Origin of the sequence: Paenarthrobacter sp. 4246 (assembly GCF_040546855.1) — a bacterium.
Classification (GTDB): domain Bacteria; phylum Actinomycetota; class Actinomycetes; order Actinomycetales; family Micrococcaceae; genus Arthrobacter.
Window position 1 is genome coordinate 266425 of sequence record NZ_JBEPOP010000006.1, and the last position, 15840, is coordinate 282264.

Here is a 15840-nt window from a genome sequence, read left to right on the forward strand (position 1 = left end):
TAAGAATTATTGGGGAAACACATGAAGAAAAATTCGCTGCTCGGATTCGGGGCATCGGCACTGGTAATTTTGGCTCTCACGGCTTGTGGTGGTGGTACCACGGCCGCACAGGAATCAACGTCGGCCCCGGCCAGCGAGGCTGCTACTTCGACGCCGACGCCCGTGAAGCAGTACACCAAGGAAGAGCTCATCGCGTTGGTCGGGCAGGTCAAACTGGCGGATGGCACCAGCCCCGCCGTACTCTCGGGCGACGAGCTGCTGGCGCAGTATGACTCGATGGTTAAGGGATTCGCAGGAGCCACCATCGAACCCGCCGCCTGTAAGGATCCTTTCTTGCTGGGGGCGCCGCGCACCATCGACGGTTCCACGGCGGCCGGCACGACCCGGACCAAAGCCAACGGTTTCATCAGCAGTGTGTCGTTGACCTCCGGCGTCGATGCTGCCCGTCTCCAAGACGATTTGGAGAAGAGCAAATCCCAGGCGGAAGAGTGCAAAAAGGTGTCCTACTCCGCTGAAGGGCAAACGCTCACCACCTCTACTCAGAAGGTCGAAGGCGTGGGCAACGTGCCCGGAACCGAGGGTTTCAAGACCGTAATGGTGCTCCCTGATGGAAGAAAAGGCGCCATCTTTATTGCGCACGCGATTAAGGATGGTGTCTTGATCTCCGCCTCGGCAACTGCCGAAGATGGTGTGGCCGGTGGGCCGGAAGCAGCGGGCGCCCTCATGGACCAGGCAGCAGCGCTGATCAAGTAGTTCTTGAATGTCCGGGCCGCACAGGCGGGAGCTTTCCCCGCCTGTGCGGCTTTTGGTTCCCCTAATGAGCGGCCGGAGCCAGAGCCTCCACCAGGAGGCGGTAGGTCTCCTCGATGTGGCCCCTGCGGCTCGGGATCACCGTGGCAGACGGGCGATCGTCCAGGCCGCTGGTGAGGTCCTGGTACATCGATTCCAACAGTCGCCGACCTCCGCCCTGCTCCACGATGGCGGTGACACTCGCATGCCAGGGATCATCGCTGTCGTTGCGGGAATAGAACCATTCAACGGAAGCCTCGCGCGTGTCCATGAGGACAATTTCCCTGAGGCTGGCTCCCACCCCTTCCGCGGCCTCCCGGAACAGCAGGACTTCATCTCCGGCGTCGAGATATTGCGGCATGATCAGGAGGATCAGTTCGTTCATGGAGGACACTGTAGAACATGAACGTCGGGCGCCATGCCTCGGTCATGACGTTGCCGACCGCGAATGCGCCTTGGCTCGGTATAGGGTAGTGCGGCATGGGACTGCGACTTGTTCAAGTGAACTTCAAAGCCCGGGATGACTCTGCTCTCGGGAAGTTTTGGGCTGACGCCCTCGGATGGGGTACTTCCAGTGAGGGACCCGGTGTGACCAATGTTGAACCCGTGGGTTTCACGTGGCCTGACCCTTCAGCCGTCTGCGTTGACGTCGTGACAGTTCCGGACTCGGAGACGGTGCAATACCGGGTGCACCTCGATCTCGCTACCACCTCTGCTGCCCACCAAGCGGAACTTATTGCGCGGCTCAAGGAGCTCGGCGCGACTCCGGCCGATATAGGGCAGGGAGAGGTGCCATGGACGGTGCTGGCAGATCCCGAGGGCAACCTGTTCTGCGTGTTGGAACCCCGCCCGATCTACCAAGACACCGGACCTATTGCCACTGTGGTGGTCAATTGCGCAGATCCGCGGGCCATGGCCACCTTCTGGAGCCGTGCCATGGACTGGACCCTCCACGAGGTGACGGATGAACACGCTAGGCTGCGTTCGTCCGCGGGGGTCGGGCCATATCTGGAGTTGCTCCGCACGACGGACCCCGACTCACTGCAGAACCGTATCCATCTCGATCTGATGCCCTACTCCGGTGACGATCAAGCGGCAGAAGTGGACCGTTTGCACACCCTGGGTGCCGTTGACGCTGACGTCGGCCAGGGCGACGTGTCATGGCGTTGCCTTGCGGACCCCGAGGGCAACGAGTTCTGTGTACTGCGGCCAGGCTGACGAACAGACGAGGTGCCTAGCTGCCTTCGGCCAGCGGCAGCGTAAGGAACAAGTTCGCTGAGATCAACTTCTTCGATGAAGGAAGGGACTCCTTGTTTCGGGCCAGATCGATCAGGTCCTCGATGAAGGACTGCATGGCTATCAGTTCATGCTCCAGGGCCCCGGTAATGCGTTCCTTGCTGACCTGGGGAAGTTCGGAGTTCCGGAGCATTGCTGCGTTGGTCCGCGGCGACGTCAGGGGCGTCCGCAGTTCATGGGAGGCGGCAGCGATGGCATGGCTGCGGCCGGGACCAGCCCGGCCGACAGTGAGCCTTCATCGATGACGGGCACCTCGTCCGCTTTCGACACTCGGGGTCAGCCGGCTCCCTTAGTTGCCCGACCTTAGCTGCCCGAAGCCTTCAACAGGTGATCCGGCAGCCTGTTTCCCGGTGCCCGCCCGCGGATTTCCAGCAGTTCGCGGGCATGAGCGTGCAGCTTCTTGTCCTCCTCGGAGACTGGCACCCAGGACGGAATCGGTACGGCGGTGCCGGTTTCATCGCGCGCCACCATCACCGTGAGGCAATACGTGGTCAGGTTCATTTCGCGGTTCTTGGGGTCGCCGGAGCGGACGTGGACTGCAATGTGCATGCCCTTGGCGCCGGTGTAGACGAGACGGGCTTCCACCTCTACGACGTGACCGATCAGCAGTGGCCGGTAAAAGCGCACGCCACCGGAGAACACAGCCACAGTGTCCTTCCCGGCATACCGGGATGCGCAGACATACGCAGCTTCGTCGATCCACTTCATCACGATGCCGCCGTGGACCTTGCCGCCCCAGTTCACATCAGTGGGGGACGCCATGAACCGCAGGACGACGCGCTCGGCGGTGCCGGCGTCGGTATATTCCTGGGCGTTCATCGCGTTGACGATCTGCTCGCGGACCTCGATGCGCGCCAGGGCATGGTCGCGTTGCTCGATCTCTCCAGGCGTAGACGGCTCAAACTGGGGGACGGGAATCGGCTTGCCGTCGGGCCCCACCGCCACGAAGATCACCATGCACTGGCTGTGCATTGTCTCAGGGCCGCCCTTGGGATCACGCGAGCTGACCACGGTGTGGATGTGCATGGAGGAGCGGCCGGTGTAGACGATGGTGGACGTCACCTCCACCATGTCGCCGCTGTTGACCGGATCCGTGAAGTGGATGTTGCCTACATAGGCGGTGACACAATACGACTTCGACCAGCCCACTGCTGCTGCGTAGGCTGCCTTATCCACCCACTCAAGGACCGTGCCGGCGTCGACGGACCCGCTGTGCCCAACGTCCATGGGAGCCGCGAGGAAGCGGAGGGTCACTGAATTGGCGGCGTCATCGCTCATGCTTGGAATCTTACTGTTGGCAGGTTTCTGTTACGTGACTAAGTCGGCTGTCCCAGGGGTTGAACGGGTCACGCGCGCTGGATGCCAAGGGTGGCGATGAGATCCTCGTGCAGCTCGAACCAGGCGCGGTGGAATGAATCGCGGTCCGTAGCCGTCAACCAGGCCGTATCCTCTGGAGCGCGCTTCAGTGCGTTCAGCAGGCGCTCGGAGTAACCCTCGAAGCGGGGGAGCACGCCGGCGAGCTGGGCTTCGAGCGGACGCCACGCTGACAAGGCGCCTATCAGGACATCCATAGCCCCCTCACCGTCCGGAGTCTGCAGCTGGATGGCGCTGCAAGCCTCCACGACGCCGGTGTTTAGGTCCGCGAAATCGTCATGCACGGTCAGTACCGCGCCGCGTGCCCCTGCATCATCCAACTCTTGGGCAAGCAGCCGCTCATTCTCAGTCCGACCAAAGCTCGACAACGACCAACCACTGCTCCCCGCAAACGTGCTGTACGTAACAAGGCCGTTCACACCGGCGTCGATGAGCTGGGACTCCACCGCAAGTCGATCCTGTGCGAAGCGCGCCGCTACAGCCTCCGTATCCGCGAATCCGAGGAGGCGCACGGCGTGCAGGGTGAGAAGTGTCATTTGCTGTCCGCCACGGTGACGGTTCCTTGCGCGCCGTCTACGGTCAGCTGGCTTCCGTCGGGGAGCAAAGCAAGGGCATCCCGGACGCCCAACACGGCTGGGATTCCGTATTCCCTGGCCACTATCGCTGCGTGGGACAGCGTTCCGCCGGTCTGGGTGACTACTGCGGATGCCATGCCGAACAGAGGGGTCCATGCGGGGTCGGTGGTGCGGCAGATCAGGACATCGCCGGCCTGGAAGCGGCTGAATTCGTCGGGTCCGTGAATGAGCCGGGCGGGCCCTTGGACAGTCCCGGCGCTGGCGCCGACACCGGTGAGGATCGTGTTCATCACGCTAGTTCTACCACCGAAACCGCTGCCCCGGCACCATTCGGCCTGGTCGTACGCCACGAAACGTGACAAGCAGCTAAGCGATCAAGTTGCACCATAAATGAGAATCAATATCATTTAACACATGCCTCATCACCCCGCCCCCATGTCCCCTGTCCGCACCACGCGCAAAGGTAGGTTTCGCGCACAGCCGATTGCCGCCGTCGGGCTCTCTGCCCTTTTGCTCACAGCGTGCGCCGCGACTGGTGGCTCAGCCGGCAACGCAGTCGACGCAGCGCCCCAAGCCATCTCCTCATCCAGCGCAAAGGAGGCTGGTGCACCGACTCCGCGGCTCGTTTACACCCACGACGCCGGCATTGCAGTTCTGGACGCTACCTCGCTTGAGCAGGTGGCAAGTGCGGAAATGTCCGGTTTCAACCGGCTTAACCCCGCCGGCGATGGCCGGCACGTCTTCGTGTCCACGGGCGACTCCTTCCGCCTCTTCGACGCAGGCGCCTGGACGGAGCCGCACGGAGATCACAGCCACCACTATGTGGCCGAGCCCAAGCTGACTGAGTTGGCGTTTGCGGCAGAGAAAGCCGGTCATGTGGTGCTGCACGGAGGCAAGACCGTGCTCTTCAATGACGGTTCCGGCAAGGTGGAGAGCTTCGAAACCTCTGCGCTGGCTGTTGCCGTAGAGGACGGAAAACTGCCGTCAACGGACGTCTACACCACGCCCGAGGCACATCACGGTGTGGCTGTGGAACTGGAAGACGGCAAGCTCCTGGTGACAATCGGTAACGACGAGGGGCGATCGGGCATCGCGGTGCTGTCGGCGGGCAAAGGCCAGGACCGCAAGGAAATCCTGCGCAACGAGGAATGCCCCGGAGTTCACGGCGAGGCCGTAGCCGCCAACGAAGCCGTCGTGGTTGGCTGCGAAAACGGAATGCTCATCTACAAGGACGGCGCCATCACCAAGGTTGCCAGCCCTGACGCCTACGGCCGGATGGGAAACCAGGCCGGCTCCGAAAAGTCGCCTGTCATTCTCGGTGACTACAAGGTGGATAAGGCCGCCGAGCTCGAGCGGCCCACGCGGATCTCCTTGGTCAACACTGAGACGGCCAGCCTGCAGTTGGTGGATATTGGCACCAGCTACTCCTTCCGCTCGCTCGGCCGCGGACCCGCCGGTGAGGCGCTGGTACTTGGCACGGATGGCGGGCTGCGTGTGATCGATCCCCTGACCGGTACCGTCACGACGACGATCCCGGTGGTTGGCTCATGGGAAGAATCGACGACTTGGCAGGACCCGCGGCCCACGCTCTTTGTCCAGGGCTCGACGGCGTTCGTCACCGAGCCAGCGACGCGCACCATCCATGCGGTGGACTTGAAGACCGGCAAGGTGGCGAAGTCGGCGCAGGTGGAGCATGTCCCGAACGAGCTGACCGGCGTCAAGGGCTAGTCCCTGACGTCCCCGACGCTCGCTCACATCCCGGTGCTTAAACGCCGACGGTCTCTCACTTCCTTTAGAAAAGTGAGAGACCGTTGGCGTATAGGGACTGTTATGTGAGAGAGCGTCGGTGGTGCGTTGACGCGGGTGGCTGGCGTGGGGCACTTATGCGAGGACGCGGAGCCTGGATCCTGAGCGGCCGAACAGTGCGGCGTCGGCGGAGATTTTGCCTGCGCCGGCCAGTGCGAGGGCAAGGGCGGCTCCGGCGAAGAGCAGCACCAGCTCGTACCCGCCGTTGCCGACAAAGACGCCGGCCGGCGCGTGCACCAGGAAGAGTGCGCCGAGCATGTTGACGGCCAGAAGGGCCGCGAACACGCGGGTCAGGAGCCCGATGATCAGCGCGATGCCGCCCACGAGCTCCAGGGTTGCCACGATCGGGGCTACCGCCGAAGCGCCGGGGACGCCCATCTGGGCGAAGGACGCCTGGGTGCCTGCAATGGTGAATTCGTTGAACTTCTGCCAACCGTGCGCGGCGAAGAGAAATCCTGCAATAACGCGCAGGATGGTCAGGGCTGTGGTGGTCAAGCTGGACTTGTTCATGGTTCAACCCTTCAGGAATTAAGTTGAACTGTCAACTAATCGTGGCTTTTTATGACCAAACTCCCAGCTACCTGACTTCGCGACGCTCAAGGTAGCGCGCATCTGGTTCTGCAAAACCGAACTGCTGGTACAGCCCATGTGCATCGCTGGTGTGGAGCATCCAGCGGAAGTTGGCCCCCGGCCCGGCGTCGATCATTTCCCGGACAATGGCCTTGCCCAGCGACTGGCCGCGCGCGGATTCGTGGACGTAAACGTCGGCCAGGTAAGCGATGGCGACGCCGTCGGAGAACGCCCGGGCGTAGCCCACCATGGCGCCGGTGCGGGAATCGTAGGCACCCACGATCCGCCAAGCGTTGTCCAGCTGTGCTTCAACATCGGCGCGAGTGCGCCACCTCCCCCAGTAGACATTGGTGGAGAGTTCATTCCAGAGCCAATCGCGATCAACGCGGTCCTTGTCTGCGGAAAGAACGTAGGTCATCGCGCAGCCCCCTTGGTCCGAACGGGACGGCTGCCGCGGGGCTTCGCCTGAAGCCATGGCTGCAGCAGCCGGGTGGTGATCGGCAGGAAGATGTACGTCATCAACGGCGTGAGGATCACGATGTTCAAGAGGACCGCGAACACCAACGGCCAGTCCTGGGTCAACGGATGCAGCAGGAAGTTGGCCAGCAGACTCAACGGGAAGAACGGCAGGAAGATGCTGATGGCCTGCTTCCAACGCGGCGGCACCACTGTTTCGGGCACCACCACCGAGACGTCGCCGGGCCGCGAGAACCAGCCTTCAATCCCCGTGTGACGCTCCACGCGGGTGGTCTCCATCATGTCCCTGGCGCTGTCGATCCACCAGCGCCGTTCCTCGGAGTCTTCCCACTCCTGCAGCGACTCGGCGTCAGCAAAGCGATAAAGCATGTGCCATTCGGTGGAATCCACCCCGTTGCGAACCCATCCCGACCCCAAGTATCCCGGCCATTCGCGGGCGAGTTCCTGGCCGGCGTGGGCCCACGCGTTGGCTTGGCGCGTATAGCCCGGAAGGATGGTGCGGGCGACGGAAACGGTGACGGGATGCTCGTGTGACACGGCCCAAATGTACCCGGCCCGGAGCAGACTAGGCTTGTTTAGTGCCTCAAACCACAATCGCACCCACGCGCTCCAACGCCCGCGAGATCCTCCGCCTGGCCGTCCCCGCGTTCGGCGCGCTCATAGCCGAGCCGCTGTTCCTGCTGGCCGACTCCGCAATCGTCGGACACCTGGGCGTCGACCAACTGGCCGGTGTAGGGCTCGCGTCCACCATATTGCACACCGCAGTGGGGCTGATGGTCTTCCTGGCGTATTCGACGACGCCGGCAGTGGCCCGGGCGATCGGCGACGGCAAGTTGGGCAAGGCTTTGGCGGCAGGGCGCGACGGCGTGTGGCTGGCGCTGCTGCTGGGCCTGGTCCTCGCGGTGGTTGGCTTTTTGGCGGCTGAACCGCTGGTTGGCTTCATGGGAGCCACTGGGGACGTTCGGCAGTTCGCCGTCGATTATCTGCGGTGGTCCATGCCAGGCCTGGCCGCGATGCTCCTCATTTTCGCCGGGACCGGCGTCCTTCGTGGCCTCCAGGACACCCGGACTCCGTTGCTGGTGGCCACCGCGGGATTCGCCGTCAACATCGCCCTCAACGTGTTTTTTGTGTACGGGTTGAACATGTCCGTGGCGGGCTCGGCGATCGGCACCAGCATTGCGCAGTGGGCAATGGCGGCGGTCTATTTGGTGATGGTGGGCCGGAATGCGCGGCAACACGGCGTGTCCTTGAAGCCCTACTGGCATGGCATCCGCGCCATGACCAAAGTGGGTTCGTGGCTCATGTTGCGCACCCTGAGTCTCCGCCTCGCCATCCTCGCCACTGTTCTGGTGGTCACAGCCCAAGGGGCCGTGAACCTCGCCGCGCACCAGTTGGCCATGACAATTTTCTCGTTCCTCGCGTTCGCCCTGGATGCCCTGGCGATCGCCGCGCAAGCCCTGATCGGCAAGGAACTCGGCGCCAAGAACGCCCAACGCGTCCGTGAGCTGACCCGCACCATGATCCGCTGGGGCCTGGGATTCGGCGTGATCACCGGTGTGCTCCTTGCCATTGCTGCTCCGTGGGCCGGCTACCTCTTCACTCCCGACGCCGGTGTCCGCTCCGCCCTCACCGTCGCCCTCTGGGTCCTGGCGGTCGGGCAGCCGTTGGCCGGATACGTCTTCGTCCTGGACGGAGTCCTCATCGGCGCCGGCGACGCCCGCTATCTGGCGATTGCCGGCGTCGTCAACCTGGTGGTCTACCTGCCGCTGCTGGTGGCCATCCACCAGTTGAGGCCCGACGGCGAGGCGGGGCTCCTGTGGCTGTGGGCCGCGTTTGCGCTGGGCTACATGCTGGCCCGCGGCGTGACTTTGGGGCTCCGTGCACGCACTGATCGGTGGATGGTGCTGGGTTCCCACTAAACTGGACGGGTGACTCTCCCAGCGACTCCTGCCCAGACTCCTTCTGCCTCCGCGGCCGGACTCTGGAAACCCGTGCTGATCCGTGCCACGGTGGCACTGCTGTTTGGTGCGGTCACCATCTTCTGGGCTTCCCCGTCTGTGCACGTCCTGGCGTGGGCTGTAGGCCTGTATTTGCTTGCCACTGCCGGTGCCGTATGGATGTCCCGGGCTTTGCCGGTGGCCGTGCCTGCAGTGATGGCGCTCGGCGGAATTGGCGCCCTGGTCACCCAGTCTGATGCGGGCGTCGCTCTTTCGGCCATGCTGGCGCTACTGGTGCTGGGCCTCCTCGAGCTGGTGCACGGCATCAGGAAACGCGATTCCTTGGCTCGCGACTGGCTCGTTTCCGGCGTCATTTCCGTTGGCACGGCCGTTCTGTTGCCGTTCTTCACCTCGCTCGGGGCCCATGCGCTGTTGGGTGTTACCGGCGGCGGGGCCATCATTTCCGGCGTGCTGTGGATACTGTCCGGGCTTACCCTGCGGCACGACTCCAAGGCAGCGTCCGGTGGCACGGCCCAGGCCTCTGCTCCCGGCGCTTCGCCCGAGGCCGTAAACTAGTAGCTGGACGTTCTACTCGTTGTAGAACTTTTGCAGACCGGCGGACACGAACCGCCATCATTGGAGGAATGACCGTGGCTGACCAGACACCAGGAGAACCGCGCAAGATGCGGACCTCGGTCAAGGGACCCCTCATGTTCTCCGCGTTCTTTGCAGTACTGGCTTTCGTGGCCGTGCTCATCTTCGCCTCCGGCGGGAGTGCGAAGGCCCCGCGGTTCGACCTCGCTTTCACCGGCGCCGGCATCGCGTTCATCGTGAGCCTAGTTGTGGCGGCCATGCTTTCCATGAGCCACAAGGAAAACGCCGACCACCTCGGCAAGGGCTCCGGGGTAAACCTCAGCTCCAAGCGTCCAGGCCACGGCGGCCCAGCGGCTCCGGACGACCAGGCTGAAACGCCCGACGCCGGCCGCTAGTCTTCCAGCGCTTCCCCACCATGGTGGGGGAGCGCTTTTTTACGCGTGCTGTGGCATTCCGCTGACTGAAGCCCGGGGGTAGGGTGGGCCCACGACTATCTTTCTTGGGGGGAATTGATGGCACCTTGGCGGGAATCCGTGGATAAAACGGCCCAGGCGGACGTGGACACCTTGCTCAACCTGGCGTTGCCGCTGGCCGTCCAGCGGCTCACCGTTTCCGGCCGACTCCGCCCGTTTGCGGCAGCCATCAAGGACGACGGAGACCACTTCCTCGTCGGTGCGGAGGCGACGCCCGGGGCTGGCGAGGTGGAGTCGAACGCCGCAATCGCGGAATGCTACGACGCGCTGGCCGACCAGCGGGAGGACCTGCGGGCCGCCGTCGTGGTGTCCGACGTCAGGCTTGTGGGCCTGGAAGGTGACGCCGTTCATCTCGCGTTGGAACACTCAGCGGGATTCGCGCTAAGCCTGGTGCAGCCGTACACGCTGGTCCGGGGAAAGGGCGTAAGCCTGGGGCCGATGTCTATGGTCTCCGGAGACCGTGTGACGTGGCCGGAGAGTGTGGCCTAAGCGAACCGGTCATGCCTCGTCTGAAGGCAATTGCCGCAGCCGCCAATCGATGATCTCCTGAAGGATCGTGATGGGGAGCGGGGCGTTGTGGGGCAGCTGGATGGCGTGCTCGGTGGTTCCGTAGTCGCTCAAAGCCGTTGAGAAGTGCGTGATCGCCTGCGGTGTGGGGTAGAACCCGACGTGGCGCTTTGTTCCGGTGAAGAAGAACAACGGCTCGACGCCGAGTTTGAAAGTAGGCATGCGCCAGCTGATCGATTCCACCGCTTCAGCCGGTACGGCCGACTTGATCATCCGGTACACGGTCAGCAATCGTTGCTGTACATCGCCGTCGTACTGGTCGATGTACTCGCTGATGGAACTCGCTGTCATGGTGGATGTCCTCTATATCGACCGCATTGATAGCGCCATTATGCCCTTTTACTCGCCCTCGGCGGCCTTCCTTGCCCGGTAGGCGGCAACGTGGGCTCGGTTGGCGCAATTGCCGGTGTCGCAGTAGAGCTTGGAGCGGTTGCGGCTGAGGTCCAGCACCACGGCGTCGCAGTCCTCGGCCGCGCACACGCGCATGCGGTCCATTTCCCTGCTGCGGATGACGTCGACTATAGCCATCGCTGCCTCGGTACCCATCCGGTCTGCCAGTGGAGCTTCAGGAGTGGTGGCGTGGAGGTGCCAGTCCCAGTGGTCATGCTTCACAAGTTGGGGAAGTGCCTTGGCGTCGATCAGCAGCTTGTTGACGGACTTGGCCGCCGTATCCTCGTCGGCACTCCAGAGCGCTGCGAGTTCGCTGCGGAGACGCTTGATACTGGTCAGTTCCGCAGGGGAGTTAACCCTGGAACCCGTGAACTCTTCGGCGTCCAGAAAGGCGTTGAGGTCCTCCAGCGTGGCGAGCGATTCCTCTCCGTTGGCGGCAGTGTTGATGAGATTGACGACGCTACGAAGGGCAATTTCGGTGTCAGGCGCAAAAAGCACTTTGACTCCTTACAAGTTCCGGGAGTACTGTCATGACCATAAGCCCACTTTACTCCTGACAGGAGGCTGCTGTGTCAGCTCCAACGACGAAGGCTGATGCACAAGGTTTCCTGGCATCAGGACTCGGCATTGCACTCTTTTCTTCCGCTGTCTTTGGCACGTCCGGCTCGTTCGCCAAGTCGATGCTGGAAACCGGGTGGTCACCCGGAGCTGCTGTTGCCGTGCGCCTCACTGGTGCCGCGCTGATTCTGTTGATTCCCGCCGTCGTGGTTCTCCGCGGCCGCTGGCACCAACTCAAGGACAACTGGCTGACCATCTTGCTGTTCGGCTTGATCGGCGTCGCAGGATGCCAACTGTTCTACTTCAACGCCGTCGCGCGGTTGTCTGTGGGTGTCGCCCTGTTGCTGGAGTACCTGGCCCCGGTGATGATCGTTTTGTGGCTGTGGATCGCAAGCCGCCGCCGGCCCCGGGCACTTACCTCTGTGGGCGCACTCCTGTCACTGGGTGGCCTGGTCCTGGTGCTCGACCTGACCGGTGCCGTAAAGGTGGACTTCATCGGTGTTCTTTGGGGCATGGCCGCGGCCGTGTGCCTGGTGATCTACTTCTTCATCACCGCCAAGGAGAACGACACCCTGCCTCCGCTGGTGCTCGCGTCCGGCGGTCTTATGGTGGGTGCGCTGGTGATGTGGCTGGTCGGCCTGCTGGGTTTGCTGCCCATGACGTTCAGCACCGCCGATACAACCCTCGGACCCTGGACAACGCCGTGGTGGGTGTCCGCCGTCGGACTCATCATCCTGGCCACTGTCCTTGCCTATGTTTCCGGGATCATGGCCGCGCGGAGCCTGGGTTCCAAAGTGGCATCGTTCGTGTCTCTGACCGAAGTTCTGTTCGCCGTGATCTGGGCATGGTTGCTGCTGGGCGAACTCCCTGGTCCCATCCAGTTGCTGGGCGGCCTCTTCATTGTGGGCGGCGTTGTCCTGGTCCGCGTCGATGAGTTGCGGGGAGACCGAAGCGCCGCCAAAGGCCGGCCCGCTGAGTCTGCGGCCCGGGTCCTGGACCACCCGAACGACGTCGAACCCGTCCCGTCAGGGTCAGTCACCAAAGCGCCACGCAGCTAAGCGGGCGAGCCTTAAACGCAGAGAACCCGGACGCTTGTGCGTCCGGGTTCTTTCCAACTGTCTTAGTTGGAGGCCTGCTGCTGCTGCTCAGCGTTCTTCTGAGCGCGATCGCCGGCTTCGCGAAGTGCGTCGGCAACCTTCTTCAGGTTGGAAGCGTGCTGGCTGTCCCACTCGCCGCGGAACTTGTCAGCGTCCGGGCCCTTCCAGTCGGTGCCGTCAAGTGCACCCTTCAGCTGTGAACGCTGCTGCTCGATGTTCTCGGCACCTGCCTTCAGCTTGTTACCGAGCTGACGAAGCTGATCAACATCTGCACCCCAAATAGCCATGAGATTCTCCTTCATTTGTTCGGACCCGAGCTCTTCGGCATCCCCAGCGGCCTCCGGCTCATCCGGAAGATCCAATAACTAAAACCTATCCCGGGAAACCAAAAACCGTCGATGGGCACCCCTCCCCATGCAGCACTGCCCCTAGTTAGCATGGGGTTATGTGCCGCAATATCAGGACCCTGCATAACTTCGAACCGCATGCTACGAACGCCGAAGTGGAGGCCGCAGCGCTGCAATACGTGCGCAAGATCAGCGGATCCACCAAGCCTTCCAAAGCCAACGAGGAAGCCTTCGCCGAGGCTGTCCACGAGATCGCCCATATTACGCAGCATCTCCTGGACTCCCTGGTGAGCCACGCTCCGGCGAAGAACCGGGAAGAGGAAGCAGCCAAAGCAAAGGCCCGGTCGGCCGTCCGTTTCGGAACGGCCTAACCCAGGCCTCTGCTAGCTTTCCGGGTCTACTTCCCGAAGGACCGAAGTCTCAGCGAGTTCGCTACTACCAGCACCGAGCTCGCCGCCATTGCTGCGCCGGCGATCATCGGGTTCAGGAATCCGAGGGCTGCCACCGGGATGCCGATCGCGTTGTAGAAGAATGCCCAGAACAGGTTGGTCTTGATGGTGGACAGGGTCTTGCGGGACAACTCAATCGCCTGCACCAGTTGACCAAGGTCGCTGCCCATCACCGTGAGGTCTGAGGCTTCGATGGCGACATCCGTGCCCGAGCCCATGGCGATGCCGAGGTCCGACTGTGCCAAGGCCGCAGCGTCGTTGACGCCGTCACCGGCCATGGCCACCGTAGCGCCGGAAGCCTGCAGCTTCCTGACAGCCTGGACCTTGCCCTCAGGCAGGACACCGGCAAACACGTCCTCAGGTGAAATCCCGACGGCGGCCGCTACTTGGGCGGCCACGGCAGCGTTGTCCCCGGTCAACAGGATGGGGCGGATGCCCAGGTCCTTCAACTTCTGGATTGCTGCTGCAGATCCGGGCTTGATGGTGTCGCTCAGGCTGACAATGCCGGCTGGCTGGCCGTCGATGGCAACCCAGATCGCCGTGGCGCCACCGTTTTCCTCCGCGGTAAGTGCTTCACGGTGACTTGAGTCGAGCGTGACGCCGTTCTCCTCGAGCCAGCCGGAGCGTCCGACGACGACAATCTTGGTCACCCCGTCCAGCGCAACGGTTCCCCGGACGCCGCCGCCCGGAGCGGAACTGAAGCCCTCTACGCGAGGCAGGCTGCCGGCGTCGTGCAGTGCTTCTTGCGCCGAGGCGGCAATCGCGTGGGCGATCGGGTGCTCGGAAGCGGCTTCCACGGCTCCTGCCAATGTCAGGACGGTGGCCGCTGAATGGCCGTTCAGTGCAACAGTGTGGTCGACTGCGAGCTTGCTGCTGGTCACGGTGCCCGTCTTGTCCAGCAGGATGGTGTCCACGTGCCGGGTGTCCTCAAGGACCTGTGGGCCCTTGATGAGAATGCCCAGCTGAGCGCCGCGGCCCGTTCCCGTCAGCAGACCCACAGGAGTGGCCAGGCCCAAGGCGCAGGGGCAAGCGATAACCAGGACAGCGACCGCGGCCGTGAAGGCTGCGTTGAGGTCACCCGAGAAGAACAGCCACAACAGGAACGTGACCAGGGCAATCACCAAAACGATCGGCACAAAGACGGAACTGATCCTGTCCGCGAGCCGGGCAATAGGTGCCTTCCCGGTTTGTGCCTGGCTGACCAGGCGACCCATCTGGGCGAGCGTCGTGTCAGAACCAACACGGGTTGCACGCACCAGCAGGCGGCCGGACGTGTTGATGGTAGCGCCTGTCACCGCGCTCCCGGGTCCAACCTCGACCGGCACCGATTCGCCCGTCACCAGTGAAGCGTCGACGGCGGACGCACCATCAGTGACCACGCCGTCAGTGGCGATCTTCTCGCCCGGGCGGACCACAATGAGGTCGTCCACCAGGAGTTGATCGGCCGGAATCTTCTGCTCCACGCCGTCTACCAGGATCGTGGCATCCTTGGCACCCAGATTCAGCAGGGCCTTGAGTGCATTGCCGGCCTTGGCCTTCGCGTTCGCCTCGAGGTAGCGCCCCAGCAGCAGGAACGTGGTGACCACGGCGGCGACCTCGAAGTACAGCCCGCCGCCGGACATGCTTTCCATGCCGGGGTGTTCAGTCATCCGGGGATCCACGAACAACTGCCACGCAGAGTAGAGGTACGCGGCGATCACACCGATGGACACCAGCGTGTCCATGGTGGAGGCGAAGTGCCGGGCGTTGACGGCAGCAGCCCTGTGGAAAGGCCACGCCGCCCAACTCACCACCGGCAGGGCCAACGCCCCAACAACCCAACCCCAGTTGGCGAACTGGAGGGCGGGGATCATCGAGATGGCAAAGACGGGCACAGTCAACAGCGCCGCGGCAATCAGGCGGGGCCGGAGCGTCGATGCGGAGGGGCCGTGCTCCATGTGATTTTCGTGCCCGGCATCATGCTCTGCTTCCGGAGCCTCGTTGCCGTGGTGGTGCTCATGGGGGCGGGGTTCGCGGGTGTGGGGCGTTGGGGCTTGGCGGACGGTGGCCTTGTAGCCTGTGGCGTTAACCGTGTCGACGATCTGCTGGTCTGTCACGGTTGCCGGGACGGTGACGTGGGCTGATTCGAGGGGGAGGTTGACGCTTGCCTCGACGCCTTCAAGTTTGCCCAGTTTTCGTTCCACTCGATTGACGCACGAGGCGCAGGTCATGCCCTCGATGTCCAGTTCGATGACCCTGTGTGCAGGTTGGTTGAAAGTCTCCTGGGTACTCAAGAGGACTCCTAAGCTTCGTTGGCTACCACCAGGTAGCCGGCTTCTGCGACGGCTTCGCCAATTTCGGACGGCGAGAGCTCCTTGGTTGAGGTGATGGTTACGGTGGACAGTCCACCGGGGTTGAGGTCTACGGCCACGTTTTCGACGCCGGTGAGAGACTCAAGTTCTTCGCTCACGCTGGAGACGCAGTGACCGCAGGTCATGCCGGAAACGTTGACGTTGGTCTGGATGGTCTGGCTCATGGAGCTCTCCTTGGTGGTGAGTTGAA

Annotated in this window: 22 protein-coding genes; 9 read left to right on the forward strand and 13 right to left on the reverse strand. The window is 63.1% G+C overall.

Annotation, left to right across the window (positions count from 1 at the left end):
• The first annotated feature begins 21 nt into the window (after window positions 1-21).
• Window positions 22-753 (forward strand): hypothetical protein, encoded by a 732-nt coding sequence (locus ABIE35_RS13490; protein ID WP_354515596.1) that lies wholly within the window; start codon window positions 22-24, stop codon window positions 751-753.
• A 61-nt stretch (window positions 754-814) separates the two neighbouring features.
• On the opposite strand, the gene ABIE35_RS13495 is transcribed toward ABIE35_RS13490, so the two are convergent.
• On the reverse strand, window positions 815-1174 hold the full coding sequence (locus ABIE35_RS13495; RefSeq protein WP_354515598.1) for a hypothetical protein: 360 nt from the start codon (window positions 1172-1174) through the stop codon (window positions 815-817).
• A 95-nt stretch (window positions 1175-1269) separates the two neighbouring features.
• On the opposite strand from ABIE35_RS13495, the gene ABIE35_RS13500 reads away from it, so the two are divergent.
• Window positions 1270-2007 carry a VOC family protein gene (locus ABIE35_RS13500; RefSeq protein WP_354515600.1) on the forward strand — a complete coding sequence of 246 codons (738 nt, stop codon included), beginning with the start codon at window positions 1270-1272 and terminating at the stop codon, window positions 2005-2007.
• Window positions 2008-2023: 16 nt separating this feature from the next.
• On the opposite strand, the gene ABIE35_RS13505 is transcribed toward ABIE35_RS13500, so the two are convergent.
• The 4 genes from ABIE35_RS13505 to ABIE35_RS13520 form a co-directional block, all read right to left on the reverse strand.
• Window positions 2024-2278 (reverse strand): histidine kinase dimerization/phospho-acceptor domain-containing protein, encoded by a 255-nt coding sequence (locus ABIE35_RS13505; protein WP_354515804.1) that lies wholly within the window; start codon window positions 2276-2278, stop codon window positions 2024-2026.
• A gap of 110 nt (window positions 2279-2388) precedes the next feature.
• Window positions 2389-3363, reverse strand: a complete 975-nt coding sequence (locus ABIE35_RS13510; protein WP_354515601.1) for an acyl-CoA thioesterase — start codon at window positions 3361-3363, stop codon at window positions 2389-2391.
• A gap of 68 nt (window positions 3364-3431) precedes the next feature.
• Complete coding sequence (locus tag ABIE35_RS13515) at window positions 3432-3995, reverse strand: hypothetical protein (protein ID WP_354515602.1); 564 nt, start codon at window positions 3993-3995, stop codon at window positions 3432-3434.
• Window positions 3992-4324, reverse strand: coding sequence for a PEP-utilizing enzyme (locus ABIE35_RS13520; RefSeq protein WP_354515604.1), 333 nt, complete (start codon window positions 4322-4324; stop codon window positions 3992-3994). The genes ABIE35_RS13515 and ABIE35_RS13520 overlap by 4 nt, the downstream gene beginning before the upstream one ends.
• Before the next feature lie 124 nt (window positions 4325-4448).
• On the opposite strand from ABIE35_RS13520, the gene aztD reads away from it, so the two are divergent.
• Window positions 4449-5762 (forward strand): zinc metallochaperone AztD, encoded by a 1314-nt coding sequence (gene aztD / locus ABIE35_RS13525; protein ID WP_354515606.1) that lies wholly within the window; start codon window positions 4449-4451, stop codon window positions 5760-5762.
• A 153-nt stretch (window positions 5763-5915) separates the two neighbouring features.
• Here aztD and ABIE35_RS13530 read toward each other — a convergent pair whose 3' ends face one another.
• The 3 genes from ABIE35_RS13530 to ABIE35_RS13540 form a co-directional block, all read right to left on the reverse strand.
• Window positions 5916-6350, reverse strand: a complete 435-nt coding sequence (locus tag ABIE35_RS13530) for a DoxX family protein (RefSeq protein ID WP_354515608.1) — start codon at window positions 6348-6350, stop codon at window positions 5916-5918.
• Between the two features lie 67 nt (window positions 6351-6417).
• A complete protein-coding gene (locus tag ABIE35_RS13535) occupies window positions 6418-6828 on the reverse strand; it encodes a GNAT family N-acetyltransferase (RefSeq protein WP_089597002.1) in 411 nt (136 codons plus the stop codon).
• Complete coding sequence (locus ABIE35_RS13540) at window positions 6825-7424, reverse strand: antibiotic biosynthesis monooxygenase (RefSeq protein ID WP_089597001.1); 600 nt, start codon at window positions 7422-7424, stop codon at window positions 6825-6827. Before ABIE35_RS13540 ends, ABIE35_RS13535 begins: the two co-directional genes overlap by 4 nt.
• Window positions 7425-7465: 41 nt before the next feature.
• Between ABIE35_RS13540 and ABIE35_RS13545 the strand changes: the two genes are divergently transcribed.
• From ABIE35_RS13545 to ABIE35_RS13560, 4 genes are all read left to right on the forward strand, one after another.
• On the forward strand, window positions 7466-8806 hold the full coding sequence (locus tag ABIE35_RS13545) for an MATE family efflux transporter (RefSeq protein ID WP_354515610.1): 1341 nt from the start codon (window positions 7466-7468) through the stop codon (window positions 8804-8806).
• Window positions 8807-8815: 9 nt separating this feature from the next.
• Window positions 8816-9400 (forward strand): DUF308 domain-containing protein, encoded by a 585-nt coding sequence (locus ABIE35_RS13550; RefSeq protein ID WP_354515612.1) that lies wholly within the window; start codon window positions 8816-8818, stop codon window positions 9398-9400.
• Between the two features lie 68 nt (window positions 9401-9468).
• Complete coding sequence (locus ABIE35_RS13555) at window positions 9469-9813, forward strand: hypothetical protein (protein ID WP_354515614.1); 345 nt, start codon at window positions 9469-9471, stop codon at window positions 9811-9813.
• A 117-nt stretch (window positions 9814-9930) separates the two neighbouring features.
• A complete protein-coding gene (locus ABIE35_RS13560; RefSeq protein ID WP_354515616.1) occupies window positions 9931-10380 on the forward strand; it encodes a hypothetical protein in 450 nt (149 codons plus the stop codon).
• 9 nt (window positions 10381-10389) lie between these two features.
• On the opposite strand, the gene ABIE35_RS13565 is transcribed toward ABIE35_RS13560, so the two are convergent.
• On the reverse strand, window positions 10390-10749 hold the full coding sequence (locus tag ABIE35_RS13565) for an iron chaperone (RefSeq protein ID WP_354515618.1): 360 nt from the start codon (window positions 10747-10749) through the stop codon (window positions 10390-10392).
• 48 nt (window positions 10750-10797) lie between these two features.
• Window positions 10798-11346, reverse strand: coding sequence for a CGNR zinc finger domain-containing protein (locus ABIE35_RS13570; protein ID WP_354515619.1), 549 nt, complete (start codon window positions 11344-11346; stop codon window positions 10798-10800).
• A 71-nt stretch (window positions 11347-11417) separates the two neighbouring features.
• On the opposite strand from ABIE35_RS13570, the gene ABIE35_RS13575 reads away from it, so the two are divergent.
• A complete protein-coding gene (locus tag ABIE35_RS13575) occupies window positions 11418-12464 on the forward strand; it encodes an EamA family transporter (protein ID WP_354515621.1) in 1047 nt (348 codons plus the stop codon).
• A gap of 62 nt (window positions 12465-12526) precedes the next feature.
• Here the strand turns inward: ABIE35_RS13575 and ABIE35_RS13580 are convergent, their stop codons facing one another.
• Window positions 12527-12790 (reverse strand): WXG100 family type VII secretion target, encoded by a 264-nt coding sequence (locus ABIE35_RS13580; protein WP_011776688.1) that lies wholly within the window; start codon window positions 12788-12790, stop codon window positions 12527-12529.
• A gap of 158 nt (window positions 12791-12948) precedes the next feature.
• On the opposite strand from ABIE35_RS13580, the gene ABIE35_RS13585 reads away from it, so the two are divergent.
• Window positions 12949-13221: a DUF2277 domain-containing protein gene (locus ABIE35_RS13585; RefSeq protein ID WP_089596993.1), complete on the forward strand. Its 273-nt coding sequence runs from the start codon at window positions 12949-12951 to the stop codon at window positions 13219-13221.
• A gap of 26 nt (window positions 13222-13247) precedes the next feature.
• Here the strand turns inward: ABIE35_RS13585 and ABIE35_RS13590 are convergent, their stop codons facing one another.
• Together ABIE35_RS13590 and ABIE35_RS13595 are read right to left on the reverse strand one after the other, a co-directional pair.
• A complete protein-coding gene (locus ABIE35_RS13590) occupies window positions 13248-15572 on the reverse strand; it encodes a heavy metal translocating P-type ATPase (RefSeq protein ID WP_354515623.1) in 2325 nt (774 codons plus the stop codon).
• Between the two features lie 8 nt (window positions 15573-15580).
• On the reverse strand, window positions 15581-15814 hold the full coding sequence (locus ABIE35_RS13595) for a heavy-metal-associated domain-containing protein (RefSeq protein WP_232481475.1): 234 nt from the start codon (window positions 15812-15814) through the stop codon (window positions 15581-15583).
• Window positions 15815-15840: the final 26 nt, after the last annotated feature.

Coding starts and splice junctions, on each gene's coding strand:
- ABIE35_RS13510 (WP_354515601.1), bottom strand. CDS start 3,363: ATGAGCGATGACGCCGCCAATTCAGTGACCCTCCGCTTCCTCGCGGCT.
- ABIE35_RS13555 (WP_354515614.1), top strand. CDS start 9,469: ATGACCGTGGCTGACCAGACACCAGGAGAACCGCGCAAGATGCGGACC.
- ABIE35_RS13495 (WP_354515598.1), bottom strand. CDS start 1,174: ATGAACGAACTGATCCTCCTGATCATGCCGCAATATCTCGACGCCGGA.
- ABIE35_RS13490 (WP_354515596.1), top strand. CDS start 22: ATGAAGAAAAATTCGCTGCTCGGATTCGGGGCATCGGCACTGGTAATT.
- ABIE35_RS13560 (WP_354515616.1), top strand. CDS start 9,931: ATGGCACCTTGGCGGGAATCCGTGGATAAAACGGCCCAGGCGGACGTG.
- ABIE35_RS13535 (WP_089597002.1), bottom strand. CDS start 6,828: ATGACCTACGTTCTTTCCGCAGACAAGGACCGCGTTGATCGCGATTGG.
- ABIE35_RS13565 (WP_354515618.1), bottom strand. CDS start 10,749: ATGACAGCGAGTTCCATCAGCGAGTACATCGACCAGTACGACGGCGAT.
- ABIE35_RS13580 (WP_011776688.1), bottom strand. CDS start 12,790: ATGGCTATTTGGGGTGCAGATGTTGATCAGCTTCGTCAGCTCGGTAAC.
- aztD (WP_354515606.1), top strand. CDS start 4,449: ATGCCTCATCACCCCGCCCCCATGTCCCCTGTCCGCACCACGCGCAAA.
- ABIE35_RS13530 (WP_354515608.1), bottom strand. CDS start 6,350: ATGAACAAGTCCAGCTTGACCACCACAGCCCTGACCATCCTGCGCGTT.
- ABIE35_RS13585 (WP_089596993.1), top strand. CDS start 12,949: ATGTGCCGCAATATCAGGACCCTGCATAACTTCGAACCGCATGCTACG.
- ABIE35_RS13500 (WP_354515600.1), top strand. CDS start 1,270: ATGGGACTGCGACTTGTTCAAGTGAACTTCAAAGCCCGGGATGACTCT.
- ABIE35_RS13520 (WP_354515604.1), bottom strand. CDS start 4,324: ATGAACACGATCCTCACCGGTGTCGGCGCCAGCGCCGGGACTGTCCAA.
- ABIE35_RS13595 (WP_232481475.1), bottom strand. CDS start 15,814: ATGAGCCAGACCATCCAGACCAACGTCAACGTTTCCGGCATGACCTGC.
- ABIE35_RS13515 (WP_354515602.1), bottom strand. CDS start 3,995: ATGACACTTCTCACCCTGCACGCCGTGCGCCTCCTCGGATTCGCGGAT.